At 33.5% G+C, this 20,014-nt stretch carries 22 protein-coding genes and 1 other annotated feature; of the genes, 12 read left to right on the top strand and 10 right to left on the bottom strand.

Annotation, left to right across the window (positions count from 1 at the left end):
* Positions 1–8 precede the first annotated feature (8 nt).
* From CBP76_RS11165 to CBP76_RS11175, 3 genes are read right to left on the bottom strand one after another with little or no spacing between them, the layout of a single operon-like run.
* Complete coding sequence (locus CBP76_RS11165; protein ID WP_102196937.1) at positions 9–944, bottom strand: DUF4097 family beta strand repeat-containing protein; 936 nt, start codon at positions 942–944, stop codon at positions 9–11.
* Positions 937–1,599 (bottom strand): DUF1700 domain-containing protein, encoded by a 663-nt coding sequence (locus tag CBP76_RS11170; protein WP_102196938.1) that lies wholly within the window; start codon positions 1,597–1,599, stop codon positions 937–939. The genes CBP76_RS11165 and CBP76_RS11170 overlap by 8 nt, the downstream gene beginning before the upstream one ends.
* The gene (locus CBP76_RS11175; protein WP_102196939.1) at positions 1,589–1,906 is read right to left on the bottom strand and encodes a PadR family transcriptional regulator; all 318 of its coding nucleotides are present in this window, start codon (positions 1,904–1,906) and stop codon (positions 1,589–1,591) included. The genes CBP76_RS11170 and CBP76_RS11175 overlap by 11 nt, the downstream gene beginning before the upstream one ends.
* 151 nt (positions 1,907–2,057) lie before the next feature.
* Positions 2,058–2,279, top strand: a binding site (T-box leader).
* A 162-nt stretch (positions 2,280–2,441) separates the two neighbouring features.
* On the opposite strand from CBP76_RS11175, the gene CBP76_RS11180 reads away from it, so the two are divergent.
* From CBP76_RS11180 to CBP76_RS11190, 3 genes are read left to right on the top strand one after another with little or no spacing between them, the layout of a single operon-like run.
* Entirely contained in the window at positions 2,442–3,095 is a 654-nt protein-coding gene (locus CBP76_RS11180; RefSeq protein ID WP_102196940.1) for an amino acid ABC transporter permease, read from the top strand.
* Positions 3,096–3,107: 12 nt separating this feature from the next.
* Positions 3,108–3,746: an amino acid ABC transporter ATP-binding protein gene (locus CBP76_RS11185; protein WP_102196941.1), complete on the top strand. Its 639-nt coding sequence runs from the start codon at positions 3,108–3,110 to the stop codon at positions 3,744–3,746.
* 19 nt (positions 3,747–3,765) lie between these two features.
* Positions 3,766–4,617 (top strand): amino acid ABC transporter substrate-binding protein, encoded by an 852-nt coding sequence (locus CBP76_RS11190; protein WP_102196942.1) that lies wholly within the window; start codon positions 3,766–3,768, stop codon positions 4,615–4,617.
* 588 nt (positions 4,618–5,205) lie between these two features.
* Here the strand turns inward: CBP76_RS11190 and CBP76_RS11195 are convergent.
* Complete coding sequence (locus CBP76_RS11195) at positions 5,206–6,147, bottom strand: ADP-ribosylglycohydrolase family protein (RefSeq protein WP_102196943.1); 942 nt, start codon at positions 6,145–6,147, stop codon at positions 5,206–5,208.
* Positions 6,148–6,573: 426 nt separating this feature from the next.
* Between CBP76_RS11195 and CBP76_RS11200 the strand changes: the two genes are divergently transcribed.
* From CBP76_RS11200 to CBP76_RS11240, 9 genes are all read left to right on the top strand, one after another.
* Positions 6,574–7,047 (top strand): nucleoside 2-deoxyribosyltransferase, encoded by a 474-nt coding sequence (locus CBP76_RS11200; protein ID WP_102196944.1) that lies wholly within the window; start codon positions 6,574–6,576, stop codon positions 7,045–7,047.
* Between the two features lie 10 nt (positions 7,048–7,057).
* Positions 7,058–7,609: a TetR/AcrR family transcriptional regulator gene (locus CBP76_RS11205; RefSeq protein WP_102196945.1), complete on the top strand. Its 552-nt coding sequence runs from the start codon at positions 7,058–7,060 to the stop codon at positions 7,607–7,609.
* Positions 7,610–7,696: 87 nt separating this feature from the next.
* Positions 7,697–8,875: a CynX/NimT family MFS transporter gene (locus CBP76_RS11210; RefSeq protein ID WP_102196946.1), complete on the top strand. Its 1,179-nt coding sequence runs from the start codon at positions 7,697–7,699 to the stop codon at positions 8,873–8,875.
* A 122-nt stretch (positions 8,876–8,997) separates the two neighbouring features.
* Positions 8,998–9,651, top strand: coding sequence for an HAD hydrolase-like protein (locus tag CBP76_RS11215; RefSeq protein WP_102196947.1), 654 nt, complete (start codon positions 8,998–9,000; stop codon positions 9,649–9,651).
* A 9-nt stretch (positions 9,652–9,660) separates the two neighbouring features.
* Positions 9,661–10,464, top strand: coding sequence for an ElyC/SanA/YdcF family protein (locus tag CBP76_RS11220; RefSeq protein ID WP_102196948.1), 804 nt, complete (start codon positions 9,661–9,663; stop codon positions 10,462–10,464).
* Positions 10,465–10,577: 113 nt separating this feature from the next.
* Positions 10,578–11,021 carry a PTS sugar transporter subunit IIA gene (locus tag CBP76_RS11225; RefSeq protein WP_102196949.1) on the top strand — a complete coding sequence of 148 codons (444 nt, stop codon included), beginning with the start codon at positions 10,578–10,580 and terminating at the stop codon, positions 11,019–11,021.
* A 239-nt stretch (positions 11,022–11,260) separates the two neighbouring features.
* Positions 11,261–12,472, top strand: a complete 1,212-nt coding sequence (locus tag CBP76_RS11230) for an MFS transporter (RefSeq protein WP_102196950.1) — start codon at positions 11,261–11,263, stop codon at positions 12,470–12,472.
* Positions 12,473–12,603: 131 nt separating this feature from the next.
* Positions 12,604–13,038 (top strand): MarR family winged helix-turn-helix transcriptional regulator, encoded by a 435-nt coding sequence (locus CBP76_RS11235; RefSeq protein ID WP_102196951.1) that lies wholly within the window; start codon positions 12,604–12,606, stop codon positions 13,036–13,038.
* A gap of 8 nt (positions 13,039–13,046) precedes the next feature.
* Positions 13,047–13,481, top strand: a complete 435-nt coding sequence (locus CBP76_RS11240) for a GNAT family N-acetyltransferase (RefSeq protein WP_102196952.1) — start codon at positions 13,047–13,049, stop codon at positions 13,479–13,481.
* Here CBP76_RS11240 and CBP76_RS11245 read toward each other — a convergent pair.
* From CBP76_RS11245 to CBP76_RS11270, 6 genes are all read right to left on the bottom strand, one after another.
* Complete coding sequence (locus CBP76_RS11245) at positions 13,478–14,269, bottom strand: hypothetical protein (RefSeq protein WP_102196953.1); 792 nt, start codon at positions 14,267–14,269, stop codon at positions 13,478–13,480. The genes CBP76_RS11240 and CBP76_RS11245 overlap by 4 nt on opposite strands.
* 44 nt (positions 14,270–14,313) lie before the next feature.
* Positions 14,314–15,435, bottom strand: coding sequence for an AI-2E family transporter (locus CBP76_RS11250; RefSeq protein ID WP_102196954.1), 1,122 nt, complete (start codon positions 15,433–15,435; stop codon positions 14,314–14,316).
* A gap of 480 nt (positions 15,436–15,915) precedes the next feature.
* Positions 15,916–16,776 carry a helix-turn-helix domain-containing protein gene (locus CBP76_RS11255; RefSeq protein ID WP_102196955.1) on the bottom strand — a complete coding sequence of 287 codons (861 nt, stop codon included), beginning with the start codon at positions 16,774–16,776 and terminating at the stop codon, positions 15,916–15,918.
* 223 nt (positions 16,777–16,999) lie between these two features.
* Positions 17,000–17,905, bottom strand: a complete 906-nt coding sequence (locus tag CBP76_RS11260) for a glycine betaine ABC transporter substrate-binding protein (RefSeq protein WP_102196956.1) — start codon at positions 17,903–17,905, stop codon at positions 17,000–17,002.
* A 10-nt stretch (positions 17,906–17,915) separates the two neighbouring features.
* A complete protein-coding gene (locus CBP76_RS11265) occupies positions 17,916–18,764 on the bottom strand; it encodes an ABC transporter permease (RefSeq protein ID WP_102196957.1) in 849 nt (282 codons plus the stop codon).
* A complete protein-coding gene (locus tag CBP76_RS11270) occupies positions 18,757–19,968 on the bottom strand; it encodes a quaternary amine ABC transporter ATP-binding protein (protein WP_102196958.1) in 1,212 nt (403 codons plus the stop codon). Before CBP76_RS11270 ends, CBP76_RS11265 begins: the two co-directional genes overlap by 8 nt.
* Positions 19,969–20,014: the final 46 nt, after the last annotated feature.

Genomic DNA, 20,014 nt, shown 5'->3' on the forward strand with positions numbered 1-20,014 from the left:
AACCTAATTTACTTAATGGTAATAGAGCCATTTGTACTCTTAACTTCTAATGAGTTGGAAGAATCAGCTTTATTTTGATAATTATCGCCATAATTTTTATCAAAATATTGAACAAGTCCCTTATCTGTACTCTTCAAATTAACCCCATCAACAGTTAACTCTTTACCATGAAAACTTCCTTTGCTATATAAATGAAATTTATTATAGTTCATCAGAGTAGATTTACTTAAATAGACTTTACTATGATTAGACATTGACTTAACACTATCAAGATTCGATTGTTTAATATTCAATTCTGAATCATCAAGATTAAAACTGGCATTCGAAACAGTCGCATTTGAAACATTAATATTAGATTTTTCAGTTGAAACTAGAGATATATTATTAATTTTAGTATTCTTCAAATTTAAAACGGCGTTATATAAATTTAACTTAGGAACATTATTTACCGTTGCATCTGTGATATACATGTTAGAATCATAATCCATATCTTTGGCTGTTTTAATAAGATTCTCAATCGTTACATCACTGATACGGACATTTCCATTGGCTGCTCTAATATTAACGTTATCTAATTTCTTATTCATCGGTATTGTAATGGTTACATCTTCATGTCCTAATACATCTACACCTATTCGTCCCTTTTTGGCGCCTCCGTTAACGGTCAATGTATTATTTTTTACTTTATAAGTTGGTGTTTGCGATTTATCTCCTGATACATGAATTTTATAACGATCACCAAACTTAATATTTACGTTTGTATCGCGGCTTTCCACATAAATATTTTTAAAATCGGATAATGGATAGGTTTCATCTTTTACTTGGGCTACTTTGAAACCATGATCCCATACTACGGAACGATTAGCCCCCATCACAATTCCACCAAGTAATAATATTCCACCAATTATCAATAAATAAAATCCCGTTACAAAATATTTACGCATTCTTCTTCTCTCCCTTCATTGGGGTCTTTCTACCATGTAACAATTTCTTACCTAACCAACGGAAGAAAATGACTACAACACTAAAGAACCACTTGAATAAAGCAACAATAATTGGAATCAAGAAGAAATCTATTCCCAAGATAACTAAGCCCAAGCCCACGAAAAAGATGGTCGTTGAAAACGATTGGAATATAACAGAAATTCCTACAAAAATCGTTCCAATACCAAGAACCACAGACATTGCCACTAAGAATAAAAATAATAAAACAAAAAATACAAATAATCCTATGAACAGTAAAATTAAAGGAATCAGGACAATTGCTATTATTATGGCAAGAGGTGATGCCATCAAAGCTAAAATTACTAACCCGATCATCTTAAGATTTTTGGAAAAACGTTCGTTACTTGTCATTTGTCCATTATCTACATTTCGATAATTTTCTTCTGACATCTTAATTGAATAATCAGCCAAAACTTTTCTCGCTAAATGTTTTGGTGTTCCCAATTCGTTAATAATAGCGTCAGATGTTTGTAAGTTGGCATCAATAATATATTCACGATAAAACTCTAAAACGTCTTGTTGTTCCTTATCACTTAATTGATGCAGATATATTTGAAATTCATCAATATATGAATCAATAGCCTTATTCTTCATTGTTCCCCTCCAGAATATTATCTGTAGCTGTTTTTAATTCTTGCCAATTTTGCTTTATTTCGTTCAGACGATCTTTACCTGACTCAGTAATCTTATAGTAACGCCGATTACGTCCTTCATAAGCTTCATCATATGTACTTAACCAGTCTTCTTTTTTTAAACGACGCAAAATTGGATACATTGTTGATTCAGAAATCGGAAAAAACTTTTTAACTTCACGAGTTATTGCATAACCATAATAATCTTCAGTAGTCAATAAGGCCAAAACCGATCCTTCAAGAATCTCAGTCGATACTTGAATTGCCATATTATCTCCTCATTTCTTTAATACTATACGTCGTATAATATCATTTCACTAACAATATATTATAAATAGCATCATCTGTCAATTTTTTATGAAAAAGCTTGACAAGATTGTTTTTAGGTCGTACGATAACTTCAACATTTCAAAACAAATATAAAGAACGACGACAGAAGAGTAATCGAGCAAATTAGTCCAGAGAGTCAACGGTGGTGCGAGTTGATCTAGTCCTTGATGAAACACATCTGTAAGTTAAATGATTGAAATCATAGTAGGTCATTTCGGTAGCACCGTTACAGCTGAAGTTATTGTAACTTCATGAGTCTGATATCGTGAGATATTAGAAACCAGAGGTGGTACCGCGAAATTCGCCCTCTTAGTCATTTGACTAAGGGGGCTTTTTTTATACTACAAGTTACAATAACTTCTTGAGGTTGGTGTTGTGAGATACTAACAAACTCGAGGTGGAACCACGTTGCGACGTCCTCTAGCATATTTGCTAGTGGACGTTTTTTTATATTTGATAAAGGGGAGAGATATTATGATGAATTATATTTTTGAAATTCTACCATCACTTTTAAGTGGTACTGTAATGACCTTAAAAGTTTTCTTTTGGACAATTATTTGTTCTTTACCGTTAGGAGTTTTGGTTTCATTAGGTCGTAGCTCTAAATTTAAACCACTTAGTTGGATAATTTCATTTTATATTTGGGTGATGCGAGGAACTCCATTACTATTGCAACTCATTTTTGTATTCTATGGTCTACCAAATATGCCATTTGCACATATTGTTTTTGAAAGATATGATGCCGCATTATTTGCCTTTATTCTTAACTACACAGCATATTTTGCAGAAATTTTCCGTGGTGGCTTTGGAGCCATTAATAAAGGACAATTTGAGGGAGCAAAAGTTTTAGGACTTAACTATTGGCAAACTATTCGTAAAATTGTTATTCCTCAGGTTGTAAAAATTGTTTTACCTTCTATTGGTAATGAGGTCATCAACTTGGTTAAAGATTCATCATTAGTTTACGTTATTGGCTTAGGCGATCTGCTGCGAGCCGGAAATATTGCTAGTTCTCGTGATGTTACCTTACTGCCTTTGGTTTTAGTTGGTATTATTTATTTATTATTAACATTAATTTGTACGTGGGTGTTAAAAGTTCTAGAAAAACGTTTCAGTTATTACCGTTAGGAGAGAGAAAATATGTTGAAATTAGAAAATATTACTAAAAGTTTTGATGGTAAAACCATTCTTGATAATCTAAATCTTGAAGTTGAAGATAACTCAATTCTCAGTATTGTTGGACCTAGTGGTGCCGGTAAAACTACTCTACTTCGTTGTATTGCTGGACTTGAAAAAGTTGATTCTGGAACTTTTACATTAAATAACCAACCTTTTGATCCATTTGACGAGTCAGTTAAAGAACGTGTCGTTGGAGTCGTTTTCCAAGATTTTAATCTCTTTCCCCACTTATCCGTTATGGAGAATATCTCTTTGGCTCCGGGATTAGTTTTAAAACAAGATAAAAATACTGTTCAAAAAAACGTAGACGAAATTTTGAATCAATTAGGTTTAACAAGTCTCAAAGATCAATATCCATTTGAATTATCTGGTGGTCAAAAACAACGTGTTGCCATTGCCAGAGCCTTAGCCATGCAACCACAAATTCTTTGTTACGATGAACCAACAAGTGCTCTAGATCCCAGCCTTCGTGATACCGTTGCACAAGTAATACTCGACTTGAAGAAAACAGGTATTACTCAAATAGTTATTACCCATGATCCTGATTTTGCTAAAAAAATTGCAGATCAATTGCTTGAAGTTAAACCACTTAATAATTAATCATAGGGGGATTAATAATATGAAGAAAAAATTTTTAATATTCCTGACCTTATTAGCCTTCTTTAGTTTATTAACTGGTTGCAGCAATGATAAAAAATCAGTCGCACAAGAAGCTAATACAACTGATACTTGGTCATCAATTAAAAAAAGAGGTCGGGTTATCATCGGCCTAGATGATACCTTTGTTCCAATGGGTTTTCGTGAAAAGAACGGAAAATTAGTCGGATATGATATTGATCTAGCTAAAGCAGTCTTTAAACAATATGGTATTAAGGCTGACTTTCAACCCATTGACTGGAATATGAAAGAAACTGAACTGCGTAATAGAACTATCGACTTAATCTGGAATGGATATACGATTACACCTGCCCGCAAGAATCAACTATTATTTTCTCGCCCTTACATGGCCAATCGTCAAGTTCTGGTAACCAAGACCGCCGAAAATATTACATCCTTTCAGGGTATGCAGGGTAAAACCCTTGGTGCACAAACTAGTTCTTCAGGTGCAAGTTTGTTAGACGAAAAGCCCAAGATGTTAAAAGATTACATCAAAGGTAAAACTCCAGTGCTCTATGATTCTTTCAATAATGCTTTAATGGATCTGGATGATAATCGTATTCAAGGTTTACTAATCGATAGTGTTTATGCCGGATACTACATTAGTAAAGAAAAAGACCCCGCATCATATCGTGTGACACGTGGCGGCTTCGATGGTGAGGATTTCGCTGTTGGTATGCGTAAAGGTGATAAAACTTTAAAGAGAAAAATCGACCAAGGACTACAAAATTTAGCCAATACCGGCGAACTACAAAAAATTAATAAAAAATGGTTTGGTAATTCCGATAATTCTTTAATTCAACCTAAAAACTAATCTTTATTTAAGATTAGTTAGGGTGTAAGTACTTGTCGTCTTCCACAAAAATTAAAATTCGGCTGGAACGCTATGGACGCGACTTGAAACTCACGCTACGCGCGATTTCCAAGCTCGGTCTTTTACTAAGCGAGAAAACCACTCGCTAAGTAAAATTTCATAGCTGAGCCGATTTTAACTTTTGTTCCAGACTATACAACTGTTGTATGTTTTGCTATCAAAATAACTTTAGTTGTTCAAAATAAAAAATCTGTATTGATTATCTAATCGTGTTTGTAATAGAACACATAGATATCAATGCAGATTTTTTTAATACTTTTAATATTTGTATTTATTGCAACGTTAAGCGACAAAATAGCAATGGTTATTTAGCACGTAACGGAGAAAGGATGATTTCAGCCAAGAAATTATTCTTAGCGGGTTTTCCCGCTTAGAATAAGGCCGGGCTTAGAGACAAGTGATCTTCTTGGCTTTAAGTCGTGCCCTTGGCGTTCCAAATCGTTCCTTTCGCAGCGGAGTGCGGCATCCAATCTATAAATCCGTCTCACTTACACCCTAACTAAACTTAAATAAGAATTCATAAGATAGCTACCGTGACTCTTTAATCGCAAAGGGTCCTATAATACTTTCAAGTAATTTTTTATTTCGTAGTTGACCTCTCCGAGTATCATTCACATGATCTTCTAAACATTCACAACTGCTCAATGTTCCTGTAATACTGGCAATGGTATCTGTATCATCACCCAAATTCACTGCTAAAATAATTGCGTTATCAATGCTGGTGGAATTTAATACACACCAGACACAAGCCAATAGAGTATCCACTACATACCCCGTTGATTTAATATTTTTCCTTAATAAACTACCAAAATCATCTTTAAACATGGCTTCAAATTGAGGTAATTCATCCAATTCAGCTGGACGATTTTTCAAAACTTCTGTAAGTTTTGCTGGTAAAGAATGTAATGTTGATATTAGGGCTTTGCCATTTAATAATTCGTGCAATATTTCCAAATATATATAACTCGCTACAATGGCTCTTGGATGACGATGAGTCAAAGATGTATATTCCCTAGTTAATTTCAAGCGTACTTTAATATCCGATTCATTAACTAGATGAATTGCTAACGGAGCTAAACGCATCAGAGCTCCATTACCATTAGAATAAATACTCGTATCCCCACACTCTAAAGCCGGATAATGCCTTACAGACCAATTCCTAATTGCTTTTGAACAAGTATTTCCTATTCCAAAAGTCATTTTGTCGGGAGTATATTCATTATGAAACACATAACTCTCAAATTTTTTCATTAAATCCTCATAGCTACCTTGATCGGTCAGATTCTTCATCAAAGGTAATGAAAATGAGGTATCATCTGACCAAGCCCCTAGTGGTTGCTTCCATGTACCAAATTCAGTCATCGAATCAATACTATAGGAGTCTCGTTTCTCAAATTCTACCGGTACACCTAACGCATCCCCAACTATACCCGCATATAAAATGTTTTCTATTTGATATTTCAGAATTATTTTTCACCTCCAATTTAAAAAAACTGAGACTAAATTATATTCAGTCTCAGTTTTTGTAGTCTTCTATTAAAGAATACTACATTTTTTCCCATCTATAAGCATGTTTAATCCTAAAAAATCAGAAGAATGAAAGCTAAAAAAATACCAAACATAGCTAACCAACTAACTCTTCTTTTATCATCAAAATTCTTCCGCAAATTTTTATTCATAAGCATTATGCCTCCATGCCTAAGAAAGTTATATCATCTAAATATCTTAATGAAAAGGCTTTTTCAGAAAACTTAACAATTAATTTTTTTATATTATTCCTTGGGGTTTTGCTAACTATTAAGGAAGAATTTCTTCTTCTTCGCAGTATTTTTTTAAGCATTTTCAAAACAATTAAGTATAATTAAAATATACATATAAAGGAGCATTATTTTACTCATGAATAAAAAAAATCGTGTTTATTTAGCCGGACCTTTCTTCAGTGAACAACAAATCAAACGGCTTGATGAAATTCAGAAATTACTAGAAGAGAATCCCACAATCGGTGATATCTTTAGACCTGGCAAGGACGAATACACTAATGCAGAATTTGGATCTTTTGAATGGCAAACTGCGGTCTACAAACACGATATTAATAACATTAACGTTTCGGATGTAGTAGTAGCAATGTTAGACTATAAAATAGAAGAACATGAGATGGAGCCCGACTCTGGAACAATGTGGGAATGCGGATATGCCATTGCCAATAACGTCCCTGTTATTGCCGTTAGAAACGTCACTGATGAACCGTTAAATCTAATGTTAGCTGGTAGCTTAACCGCATTCTTCAACGGAACTGATAGTATTAAAGAATTAAAGAACTATGATTTCAATTCATTAATGACACGTTATGAAAACGTAAAGGTACTCTAGGAGGAGCATAATGTCACAAGTAACACAACGTACTGAAAAATCTATCATTACCGCAATGGTTTCACTACTCCAAAAAAAACCATTTGAAAAAATCACCGTTGGTGATATTTGTGATGAAGCCTTAATCAATCACAGTACCTTTTATCGTTATTTCAATGACAAATATGCTCTGTTGCATGCTGTATTTTCATTTTTATTAGATGATTTATTGAACAATACATCTAATGCTAAAACAATCGTTTACCAAATAGCTGATTTTATGGAGAAGAATAGTAGCTTTATCCATCATATTTCCCCACAATATCAAACTAAAGCAAATCTCTATCCAGAGTTTAGAAGTATTCTGCATGACATCGTCCAAACTAAAAGCAAAGATCCCAACAGTCAAAATGATCCTCTGATCAAAATGATCACGGAATCAGACGCGCCTGAATTGATGATTAGTTTTATAGTTGGTGGATTAATCGGGTTAGTTGAATATTTAGAAGATAACGATTTTAATGTTTCCAGAGATAAATTTATTGAATTTACCGAAAATTTCTTTGCTAAGTGGTCAAAATAATATGGAGAGAATTATGTCGAATTGGCATGATTCTTTTTTTAGTTTACACTTGTACGTGTTAATTCCATTACAAAGGAGAAAACAGAGATGAACTCATCTAAAATAAATAAAAACTGGTTTCTATTAAGTATGATGCTGATAGCCGCCAACTTACGTTTACCCATTACAATTATTCCACCATTATTAAGCACCATTGAAAAAAATCTTGGTATACCAAAATCCTTAGCTGGTTTGATTACATCCATTCCATTAATAACTTTTGCTATTCTTTCACCATTTATTGTCAAAGTTGCGAAAAAATTTGGTAATGAATTAACTATCTTTGTTTTTTTCATTATCCTCATTATTGGTAGTTATTTGCGAATCATCCCTTCAGTTTGGACTTTGATGTTTGGAACTTTCTTAGCCGGAATTGGTATCGACAGTGGTAATGTTTTGGTTCCCGCTCTGATCAAAGACCACCTTCCCAATCAAATCCCTCTTGGAACCAGTCTTTACACAATGTCGATGCTATTAGTTGGAGCTATTGGTACTGCCTTATCAGGAATATTGATAACTAAAATTAATCTTCAATCTACACTTGCGCTTCTTTCTGCCATAGCAGTTATTGCTTTAATATTTTGGATTCCCAATTTAAAATACAATCAACGCGAAAGTTACAAATCATCTAAAACTCCGAAATACCATAGTGTTTGGAATCAATCTCTGGGTTGGCTAATAACTGCTTTCTTTGGTTTCCAATCTCTAGTTTATTATTCGCTAATCACTTGGTTGCCATCAGTTTTAGAAACCCACGGCATAAGCACAATCTCTGCTAGTAATTTATTAACCGTTTTACAATTAAGCGGATTACCTTGTTCATTCGTCGTACCTTATTTATCAACTAAAAAAAGCGGCATGAAAGCATTGTTATCAATGTTATTTTTAGGTTACGCCATTGCCCCATTGGGATATTTACTTTCAACTAATAATATAGTCTTTCTAACAACTATTACTGTATTAACCGGCTTTGGTTCTGGATTAGCTTTCAACATGGCTGTTGTCTTCTTTACTGAAAAAACTACTAACCCTTATCAAACCGCTGAAGTTTCTGGTATGGCCCAATCAGCTGGGTACTTACTGGCCGCAATTGGTCCAGTAATGTTTGGATTCTTGGAAAATATTACTAGTTCTTGGAATATTGTTATTATATTACTAGCCTTCATGTCAATATTATTGACATTATCTGGAACCTTCATTTCTCGTCATAAACCTATTGTTGAATAAACTAAATATCATATCTGAAAATAGCAGATATGGTATTTTTTTGTTTTATTAAACATTCCAATTTATAATTAACTAATCGCGCAAATAAATCGTTACATACACATACATAGGAGAAAATATATATGAAAAATCTATTCTTTGATTTTGATGGAACTATCGCTAATACTCAAGAGGGAGTCATCAATGCGTTAAAGTACATGGCTAATGAATTAAGTATGAAAGATTTAGGCGAAGATACCTATAAAAAGTTTATTGGTCCTGCCTTGCCAGACAGCTTGGAAAAATACTATCCTGATTTTTCCAAGAATGACTACCCAAAAGCTATCAAAACTTATCAAAACTATTACAACGATAAGGGTATTTACCAATTAGAATTATATCCGAATATGAAAAAAATTTTATCTAAATTAAAAGACTCTGGATATAATCTTTATGTATCTTCCGTCAAGCCTGAATCTTTAATAAAAATATTAATCCCTCATTTAGAATTAAGTGATTATTTCTCCAGTTTATATGGTGCTTCGGATGATGAGATAACAAGAAATTCTAAACAAGCCATTCTGAAATATGGTCTTGAGTTGAGCAACGCAAAACCTCAAGACTCCCTGATGATCGGCGATCGAATGACTGATATGCAAGGAGGAATCGCCAATAACGTTCATACTTTGGGAATTACATATGGCTTTGGCGATCACGATGAATTGTCTGAATCAGGAGCCGAGTTTATTGTTGATAGCGTCAATGAAATCCCTAACGGTATAAAACAATTTAACTAGAGGTTTATTATGAAATTTGTTCAAAAAGATATTGATAATTTCAATTTACTAGGAACGTTCTGTGGCCAGCGTGATCTTCCTGACCTAACCCCAACCAGTCTTCAAAATAGCTATAATCTAAAACAAACAGATGTCTTTGTTTTATTTGGTGGCAGTATCCTTTATGGAGTCGATGTTTTAGCAGATGCAATTAAAAATAAAATTGCTAAAAGTTATATCATTGTTGGTGGTTTTGGTCATACTACTGCCACACTACAAAAATCAGTTATAGAAAAATATCCAGATATTAAAGCTACAAAAATGCAAGAAGCAGAATTATTTGCAATCTTACTAAAAAAGCGATTTGGATTACAAGTTGATTTTTTAGAAACCAAATCAACAAACTGTGGTAATAATATCACTTACTTACTTGAATTATTAAAGAATAAAAAAATCAATTATAGTTCTATAATTCTCACTCAAGATGCAACAATGCAAAGACGCATGAGTGCTTGCCTTCGAAAATATGTTGGATCAAATGTGCAAATTATCAATTACGCCACTTATGAAGTACAACTAAAATTATCAAATAAGAATTTATATTTCGACCAAGATTTTCTAGGTATGTGGAAACCAGAGCGTTATCAAAAATTATTAATGGGAGAAATACCCAGACTGACTGATAATTCAACTGGCTATGGACCTAATGGAAAAAATTTTATTGCCCATGTTGACATCCCTCAAAACGTTATAACGGCCTATCAATCACTGAACAAAAAATATCCTGAATTGAATCGCCTTAGTAATAATTTATATTCTTCTAAAAAAAATTAAACATTTTCCTTGCTATGAAACGGGTTCTATAGAATATCATCATTCTTGTAGAGAAGTTAAGACATGTCGAACCGCTTCGTTGAATTAATAATAATGCAAGGGAGATCATAATTATGTTTAAAATTTTTAGAAAAAATCACACAACCGCAAATATTGAATTAGAAGATAACAATCAATTGAGCGCTTTAAAATTAGCTGCAAAGAAAACTGCTGAGGAATTTGGTGTTGACGAACAAAATATTCAAAGTAGCATTTTCGCTAGTGCAGCTCAAGGAAATACAATTATTGAGAACCGTGCCGTCTTTATGTTTGCAACCAGTGACAAAAAGAGCCGTGTGCATACAATGATGATGACTTTTAAAGATCCAATTGCTTGGGGAAATGATAAAACACCTATTGATTATCTAATCGTTGGTATGTTCCCCGATGATACTTCTCAAGACACTGTTAATAATGTTATTGAAAAAATTTCTGATAAACTAAAATCGGCTAATTTGGATGATATTAAATTCAATGATGGTCAATTAAATAAATTGAACCAATCATTTACTGACTAAAATATAAAAAACTCTATTTATAAATACTAAAAACCTAGTAATCAATTATGATTACTAGGTTTATTTATTTCGATAAACAAGTGAAACCATCCTAGAAATTAATAAAGCTTTCAAAACCTATTCCAATACTTTTCATTTGTTTAATACCTTAAGCTACTTGTTTGAATTTTTTTCTTGTGCTATTATACGTTCAAGCAAAATAAATGACGACAGTGAGCGTCAATTTTGGAGGGAATAATATGAAAATAGTATCAAAATCGAACCAGCTAGATAGCTACCAAGCTAAAGTGGTTGCTTCCACAGCTTCAGGATTTGGATTAGAAAACATGGACGTAATGTTTTTATCATTCGCCCTTTCATCCATTATCGCTGAATTGCATTTAAGTGGAACGCAAGCGGGTCTTATCTCGACCATAACAAATATTGGTATGCTATTGGGTGGTATTTTTTTTGGAATTTTAGCTGACAAAATTGGCCGTGTCAAAACATTTAGTCATACAATCTTTATCTTCGCCCTTGCAACCGCGGCAATGTTTTTTGCACATAATCTTACAGCTATTTATATCTGTCGCTTTATTGCCGGCATTGGAGCCGGTGGAGAATATGGCATTGGTATGACTGTCTTAGCTGAAAGTTTTTCAAAGGAAAAATTAGGTAGAGTATCATCCTGGGTAGGTATGGCCGGTCAAATTGGGGCTATTCTTGCAGCCTTATTAGCCGCCTTGATACTACCAACATTAGGCTGGCATGCCTTATTCTTATTTGGTATCATTCCAGTTATTATTACTTTCTTTACCCGCAGACATTTAAGAGAAAGTGCTATTTTTACAAATTCCTCCAAAGAAACACATGGTAATATCAAACAACTATTTGCTACACCAAAAATTTCTTATCAAACAATTGCTTTAATGATTATGGCAATTGTTCAAATCGCTGGTTACTTTGGTCTAATGAACTGGCTGCCTACTATCATGCAAAAACAGCTTAATCTAACCGTAGGTGCCTCCACTTGGATGATTGCAACAATTTTAGGTATGTGTGCTGGAATGTTAACCTTTGGATGGATTCTAGACAACTTAGGACCTCGATTAGCCTTTGGAATCTTTTTAACGGCTTCAGCCATTGGTGTTTATATTCTAACTTTGCCAAATAATGTCTGGTCGTTAATTATTGTTGGTGCGGTCGTTGGATATTTTTCAAATGGAATGTTTGCAGGATTCGGGGCAATCGTAAGTCGACTATATCCGACCGAGATACGGGCAACGGCCAATAACGTTATTATGAATGTTGGTCGGTGTATCGGTGGTTTCTCAAGTTTAGCAATTGGCTTTATTCTTGATCATTACAATATTATGACTGTTATGGTCTTTATCTCAACATTGTACATTATCAGTTTGTTAGTTATGCTAACGGTTTCTAATTTAAAAGCTTCGAATTATAAAAACATTTAAAACAATATCAAAAAACTATCTAATAACCTTCAAGGGCTATTAGATAGTTTTTTTTGATCATCTTCAAATTTTAGTGGACAAAGTCCACTAAAATGCTATAATCATTTTTATTAAGTACTGGAGATGAGAAAATGTTAAGCCAAGAGGAAATATCATCGATTCGTAATTTCAACCGCGACTATACCAAATTACTCGGAATTATGAACAAAAAAGTACTCGATACCCCGTTGAGTTGGACTGAGGGTAGAGTACTTTTAGAGATTTCATTCAATAACGATAAAACACCTATTGCAGTTGCAAGCAACTTAGGATTGGATAAAAGCTATACCAGTAGGATCATTAAACGGTTTGAAAAAAATAATCTAATAAATAAATCGCCATCTTCAACTGATTCCAGATCCATCGAATTAAGCTTGACCTCCGATGGGGAATCACTAGTCAAGGAACTGAATAAGAGATCCGATCAGCAAATTGACGATCTACTAAGCAATTTATCTAGCTCCGAGCAGCAAGAATTTTATCAAGCAATGACCGTTTTAGACAATTTACTCTTCAATAGAAAGTAGGTATTACTATGTGGAAAATTAAAACATTTACTGAATTATCAACAAAGGAACTTTACGATATTCTTTATCTAAGAACTAAAGTTTTTGTTGTTGAGCAAGAACGCGTTTACCAAGAAGTAGATTCTCATGACCTAGAATCGATTCACATCTTTGATGTCATCGATGGAAAAATTGTCGCATACGCAAGAGTATTTGCTCAAAACGATAATGTGACTTTTGGACGAGTACTGACTGATCCCAAATACCGTGGTCATGGACTGGGAAATGAATTAATGGAACATATTCTTCAAACCATTAGAGAAAGTTTCCCCAAACAAGAGGTTGAAATTGAAGCCCAAGTTCAAGTTGAGGGGTTTTATCAAAAATTTAATTTTGAAAGTCATGGCAAGCCCTTTTTGTTTAATCAAACCCCACACCTCAAAATGACTCATGCAGCTATTTAAAGAAAATTAAACATCCCCAAAATTTTAATTACTATCATCGATAACACGATACTAATAATTGCATGAAACATGAACAAAATCGAGAATGTCACAAAATAAATAGAAAAAGTCATTACTAAGACTCTGATTTGTAAAATATACAAAACTGAGCCAAGGATAATTAAAGTAACTACCCACGGTAGAATTCCTTTATTAACCGTCATAAAATCTTCTCGACTCAAATCATAGCCTGTGCTAGCAATCATAATCGTTAAAATAATATATATAACAATCATACCAAATGAAGCATTGGTAAAACTAGATTTTAAATTATCTAAAACTGAATCAAAAATATTCGTCAATGAAACAGTTGTATTCAAATCCAATTGAGTTAGTGCCGTCAGGCTAAACTGGGCTCTTAAAAGAAATTTCTGTAAAAAGTATAATGCAATCGAACACATATAATATGGAGCCAAACCAATAAAGAAGTTTCCCAACATTTGATAAACATTTCGATCATTCCATCGATGATTTACTGATCCCAAAGAGCCCGATTGACGATAATCTAAATTTAATAACTGAACTTTAGTTACTTGATGACCAAATAAATAAGCAAATATTGCATGGCCCAACTCATGAATAACTACACCCAAACCACCCACAAGCAGTTGGCTATTGTTTCCAAGATTATCAACCAAAATAACTTTTGAGGCGTGTCCTAACCATGAACTTACCAATGCTGTCAGATATGGTACCAATGTAAAAATGGCCACCAGAGTTATTACAAAACCAAAATAGCTATTCCACAAAACAAATCTCCCTTGCATAATTTCATCAATTATAACATTGGTAATTACTCTTTCACTTTGTTTAACCGTCGATTTGTTTCATTCTTAAACAATTGATAAATTGTTGCGGCAATAGGCACTCCCAATAACATACCAACAATTCCGCCTAAGCCGCCACCGATGGTAATAGCTGCCAAAACCCATATTCCAGGTAGTCCTAAGGATGTTCCAACAACCCGTGGATAAATCAAATTACTTTCCAACTGTTGTAGTACCAAAATGAAAATAACAAACAAGACTGCATCTAAAGGTGAATCTACTGATATTAATAGAAAACCCACTGCTCCACCAACCCAAGCCCCTAAAATTGGTACTAACGAGGTGATTGCTACAAAGGCCCCCACAGACAAAGCATATGGAAAATGGAACAAAAGCATGCCCAAGGTACATAAAGTTCCCAAAATGATGGCTTCCGTTACCTGTCCAACAATAAAACTACTGAACATATCATTAGTAACCTTCAAGACATACCTAATCTTTTCTAGGTGTTCAGGTTTAATAAAGGCTCTACTTGCTCGTTTAACTTGTGAAGCCAATTTTTCTTTAGAAGCCAAAATATAAATTGCAAAAGTAAAAGCCAGTATAAAGTTAAAAATCCCTTTAGCAAATCCAGTCACAATTTTAAACGTTGAACCAAATATTCCACTCAAACCTGTAGAAAGAAATTTCATCACCTTGTTTTGAACAGTAGTCCAATTGATACTTATCTCCTTTAATTGATCTGGGACTACAGAATGATTATTTATTCTCTTAGCAAAATCAGATATATCGGTTAAGATAGCTGGTATTGATTTAAAAAAGTCTGTTAAAGCTTTGACAAATTGCGGTAAAACTAGTCTAAAAACAACTGCCATTACTAAACCGACGATAACCAAAGCCAGCAAAATAACAATACCTCGTCGACTGTTTTGTAGCCATTTTATTTTTGTTTTTGGAAAAATATATTTTTCTAAACGAACACAAAGAATATTTAATGCATAAGCCAACACCCCACCTAAAATTAACGGCATGCAGATACCCAATAGATTTAAAAATAATTGATAGATTTGACCCGGATAAACCAATAAAAATAACACGAGAGTTACAATGATTCCATATTTCACAAGATCAACACGTTTTATTCCCATAATTAACTCCCATTAGTTGTTTAGTCTATATATCATAACAAAAATAATAGAACCAAACAAAACTCAACGAATAAGATATTATTTTTGATTGGTTTAGGGTGTCTTTTAATTAAAATAGTTCTAGCTAGTCAAAATAAATAGTCTATATTGATTATTAATAATATTTGAAAAAATAAAATTGATATCAATATAGACTATTTATATATATTTAAAAATTAAAAATAGAACCATTTACACCTGTTGCAACACTAAATTCCAAAACAACAACAATTATCTAGCACGCAGCGGAGAAAGGACGATTTCAGCCAAGAAATTACTCTTAGTCAGCGTTTTTTGCTGGCTTAGAATAATGTCGAGCTTGGAGACAAGTAATTTTCTTGGTTTCAAGTCGTGCCCCGTTCCAAATCATTCCTTTCATAGTGGAGTGCAGAGCACTTCCTTATACACCCTAACCAATCAAAAGAATTCTATAGTTCCTAATTACTTATTAGATGCCACCCAACGTTTAATAAGATCGATTTCTTTTTTATTCTGATTAAATTCCGAAAAAACTAAAGCTTTATTCATATAGTTATGAACCTTTTTATTATTGCCATTAATTCGACTCTCGTTCATCGCTAATTGAGCATAAATTCTAGCAATATAGTAAGTCACATGGTTCTCAGAACAAATTTTAACGCCATAATTCAACAATGTATTAGCTGTTTCCAAATCATTTCTCTCTGAATAATAGATTGCACAGTAAAAAATAATATTGATATATCGCCAAATTTTATTAACATCATCAATTGACATTGTATATATATCATTGAAAACTTTACTAAAGTAATATTCGCTCTTTTTATCATCACCTTGTTTAGCATAAACCATGCCCATGCCAACAAATGATAAGAAAGTAAATATTGTTTCCCCTTTATCATCCAATTCTGACAAAATTCGATTGAAATCAAAAATTGCATCGAATAAATCGCCATCATCCAAGACATTTAAGTATCCCTTCAAATAGTAATACTGCATCAACGCATCTTTATCTTTCTCTAAATCTTCTGTATTGATTGATTTAATTATCTCCCAAGAGTCCTCATATTCTTGAATAATTAAATTAAATTCAGCCTGATTCATATTTTTGATGACTCTTTGATTCTTCGTATCACTAACGCCAATAATACTATCTAAAGACAAATCCAAACGATTACACAATTGAATCAATATTTTTAATGATGGAATCTTACCATTATTTTCAAACTTACTTAAAGTAGCTTGGGTACAAATACCATTACTCAATTCTTTTTGGGAGAGACCTAATTCTTTTCTTTTATCAATAAAAGTCTGTATATCCACGCCATCGCCCCTATATAATTATTTCATATTTTAATTAAATATAATTATATACCCAGTTCTATACCATGTCATTATTCAATTGAAAATGCTTACTTTTTCAAATTTAATAAAATCTAATTTTATGTAATATATAAAATAATATATCCGTAGAATTATTCCATAATTAAATATAATTCATTTTTAGAAACAAAAAAATTGGAATTTCTTCCAATTTTTTGTTTTTCTATTTATTTTTTAAATCTTCAATAGAATTAATACTCTTCATATACTTAGGCACTGCTAAACCAACTTTAGCACCTTCAAGATTAGGTCCTAAGTCTTCAAAGCGACCTTTATAGTCCTTATAGAAAAGACCAGATGTCTTAGGCAACCAGGCACTAACTTGTGCGTCGGCAGCTCCAGTAGCAATTGAGGCCCAAACTGGTTGGATCTCCATTGCTTGAATCGTTACTTTATAACCTTGATTGCGTAAAACCTGAGCAATAACGTTAGTTGAAGCAATCTCTGAATCCCAAGCAACATAAGTCATCTTCAACGATTGACCATGAACTTTTTTAACACCTTTGGTCCATTTCTGTACCTGTTTGGGATTGGCCTTAATCCATTCCTTAGCGGCTTTCTGAGGGTCCATACCATTATTAACCTTTAGCATGACCTCAGACATTTGAGTCGGTGTCCAATGGAAACGATCTAAAATCGTATAAGCTTGAGGTTTATCTTTTTTTAGACCCTTACGAACAACTGTATCAATATGTTCAGCCTTACCATAGACATTTTTAGGATCTTTCAAAAACTTAATTGGATACTTAGTAAACATCCAATGTGGTTGCCATCCAGTAATTACAATTGGACGCTTATCTTTTATAGCTTTGTCCAAAGTACTAGTCATTGCTGACGTGGAACTTGTTTGTAATTGCCAATTACTATCTTCCAAACCGTAGGCCTTTAAGGCCTTTTGTGTTGATGACATAATTCCAGCACCAGCATCAATTCCGGTAATTGTATAGTTAATCTGTGAACCCAATTTTTCCTTACTATTATATGGAGCCGTTTGGGAACTACATGCGGAAACAATCGGGATAATTAATAATGCTAGTAAGAAAAGTTTAATAAACTTTTGTTTCTTCAAATAATCCCTCCTAATGTTTTCTGCGTGATCGTGTTAATGATTGTGTTAAACGGTCCAAAATAATTGCCAAGATAACAATTGCTAATCCAGCAGCAAAACCGTTACCTGCATCATTTCTACCTACGGCAAAATATACTTTAGTTCCAAGACCCATGGCACCAATCATTGATGCAATAACAACCATTGATAATGAAAGCATCATACTTTGGTTAACACCAGCCATTAAACTACTCTTAGCAATGGGTAGCTCAACTTTAAATAATTTTTGCCATTCAGTTGACCCAAACGAATCAGCTGCCTCAATCAACTCATTAGGTACCTCTCGAATACCCATATTGGTCATTCTAACCGTTGGCGGCATAGCAAAAATAACTGAGGCAACGATACCTGGAACCATTCCAATACCAAACAAAGCAACAGCTGGAATCAAGTAAACGAAGGCTGGCATTGTTTGCATGAAATCAAGTACTGGTTTCAAAATAATCTCTGCTGTATGGCTCTTAGCCATCAAAATACCTAATGGTATACCAATAACTAAAGCAATCAAACTAGATGTTAATACTAAAGTTAGCGTCTGTGTCATATCACGCCAGAAGTTCAAATTCCAAATCATCAACAGACCAAGAAACTCAAAGATTAATAATCCCCAGTTTTGTTGATCTCGATTAACGTAGTACGTTAAAGCTAGAACCAAGATAATAAATAACCAAATAGGAATAATATCAAAAATCCATTGAAAGGCATTGTTGATCGATCCGATAAAATTAGTAATAGCATTGAAGAATCCAGTAAATTGAACTAACCAATCTACAAAATTATCTATCCAATGAGCTAAAGGTAATTGTGGAATATTATTCAAAATCGCTCACCTCATTTCCTGCTAATGCTCCCAGAACAGCACCACGTACAATAATTCCCATTAATTGTTTCTTATCATTAATAACAGCAAAAGGAATTCCTGTTTGAGAGATGTCATCCATTAAATCTGAAATTGGAGTATCTTCAGATGTTGTTGGAACTTTAGTTTGAACGATAGGTGTTAAATCACCATTGTTTTCACGAACCAATTTAATAACATCGTTAGCATCAACAATACCTAACAAGTTACGCCTACTATCAACCACATAAGCAGTCGAAACCTCGTTATCCTTCATCATCTTCAAAGCCAAACGAGGTCCAGCCTTTTCAATGTTGACAATTGTTGGACGAATCATAACATTTCCAGCAGTAAGAACCTTACTACGATCAACATTTTCAATAAATTCTTCAACATATTCATCAGCTGGATGTGTCAAGATATCTTCCGGAGTTCCGGTTTGAATTACCTTAGCATCCTTCATAATCATAATTCGATCACCAATCTTTAATGCTTCATTCAAATCATGACTAATAAAGATAATTGTCTTGTGCAATTTTTCTTGAATATCCAATAATTGATCTTGCATATCAGTTCTATTTAATGGATCAAGCGCTGAAAAGGCTTCATCCATCAAAAGTATTTCGGGATCATTAGCCAATGCTCGAGCTAACCCAACACGTTGTTGCATACCACCGGACAATTGATCGGGATACTCATCATTATATCCAGTTATCCCAACTGTTTCTAAGGCTTCTTTAGCCTTTTTTTCGCGAGTTGTTTTATCAGCTCCTTGAATTTCCAAACCATACTCAGTATTCTCTAATACCGTTCGATTTGGAAATAGTCCAAAGTTTTGAAAAACCATACTCATTTTCTTACGACGCACATCACGGAGTTCTTTTTTGTCTATTTTCATCAGATTCTCACCATCGATCAAGACCTCACCCTCAGTGGGTTCAATCAATCGGTTAATCATCCGAACTAATGTAGATTTTCCGCTTCCGGACAAACCCATGATTACGAAAATTTCACCATCATATATTTTGAAATCGGCTCGATCAACCCCGACCGTAGCACCAGTTTCTTTAAGAATTTCTGCTTTATCTTTTCCTTGACGACTTAACTCTTTGGCTTTATTAATATGCTTGCCAAATATTTTGGTTAAGTTTTTGACTTCTACTTTTGTACTTTTTTGAGTACTCATTAAATCCCCCATTCTTGGAATTGAAAACGAACAATTATTTGTTCAT

The sequence above is a fragment of the Companilactobacillus nuruki genome (assembly GCF_002872255.1).
Classification (GTDB): Bacteria; Bacillota; Bacilli; order Lactobacillales; family Lactobacillaceae; genus Companilactobacillus; species Companilactobacillus nuruki.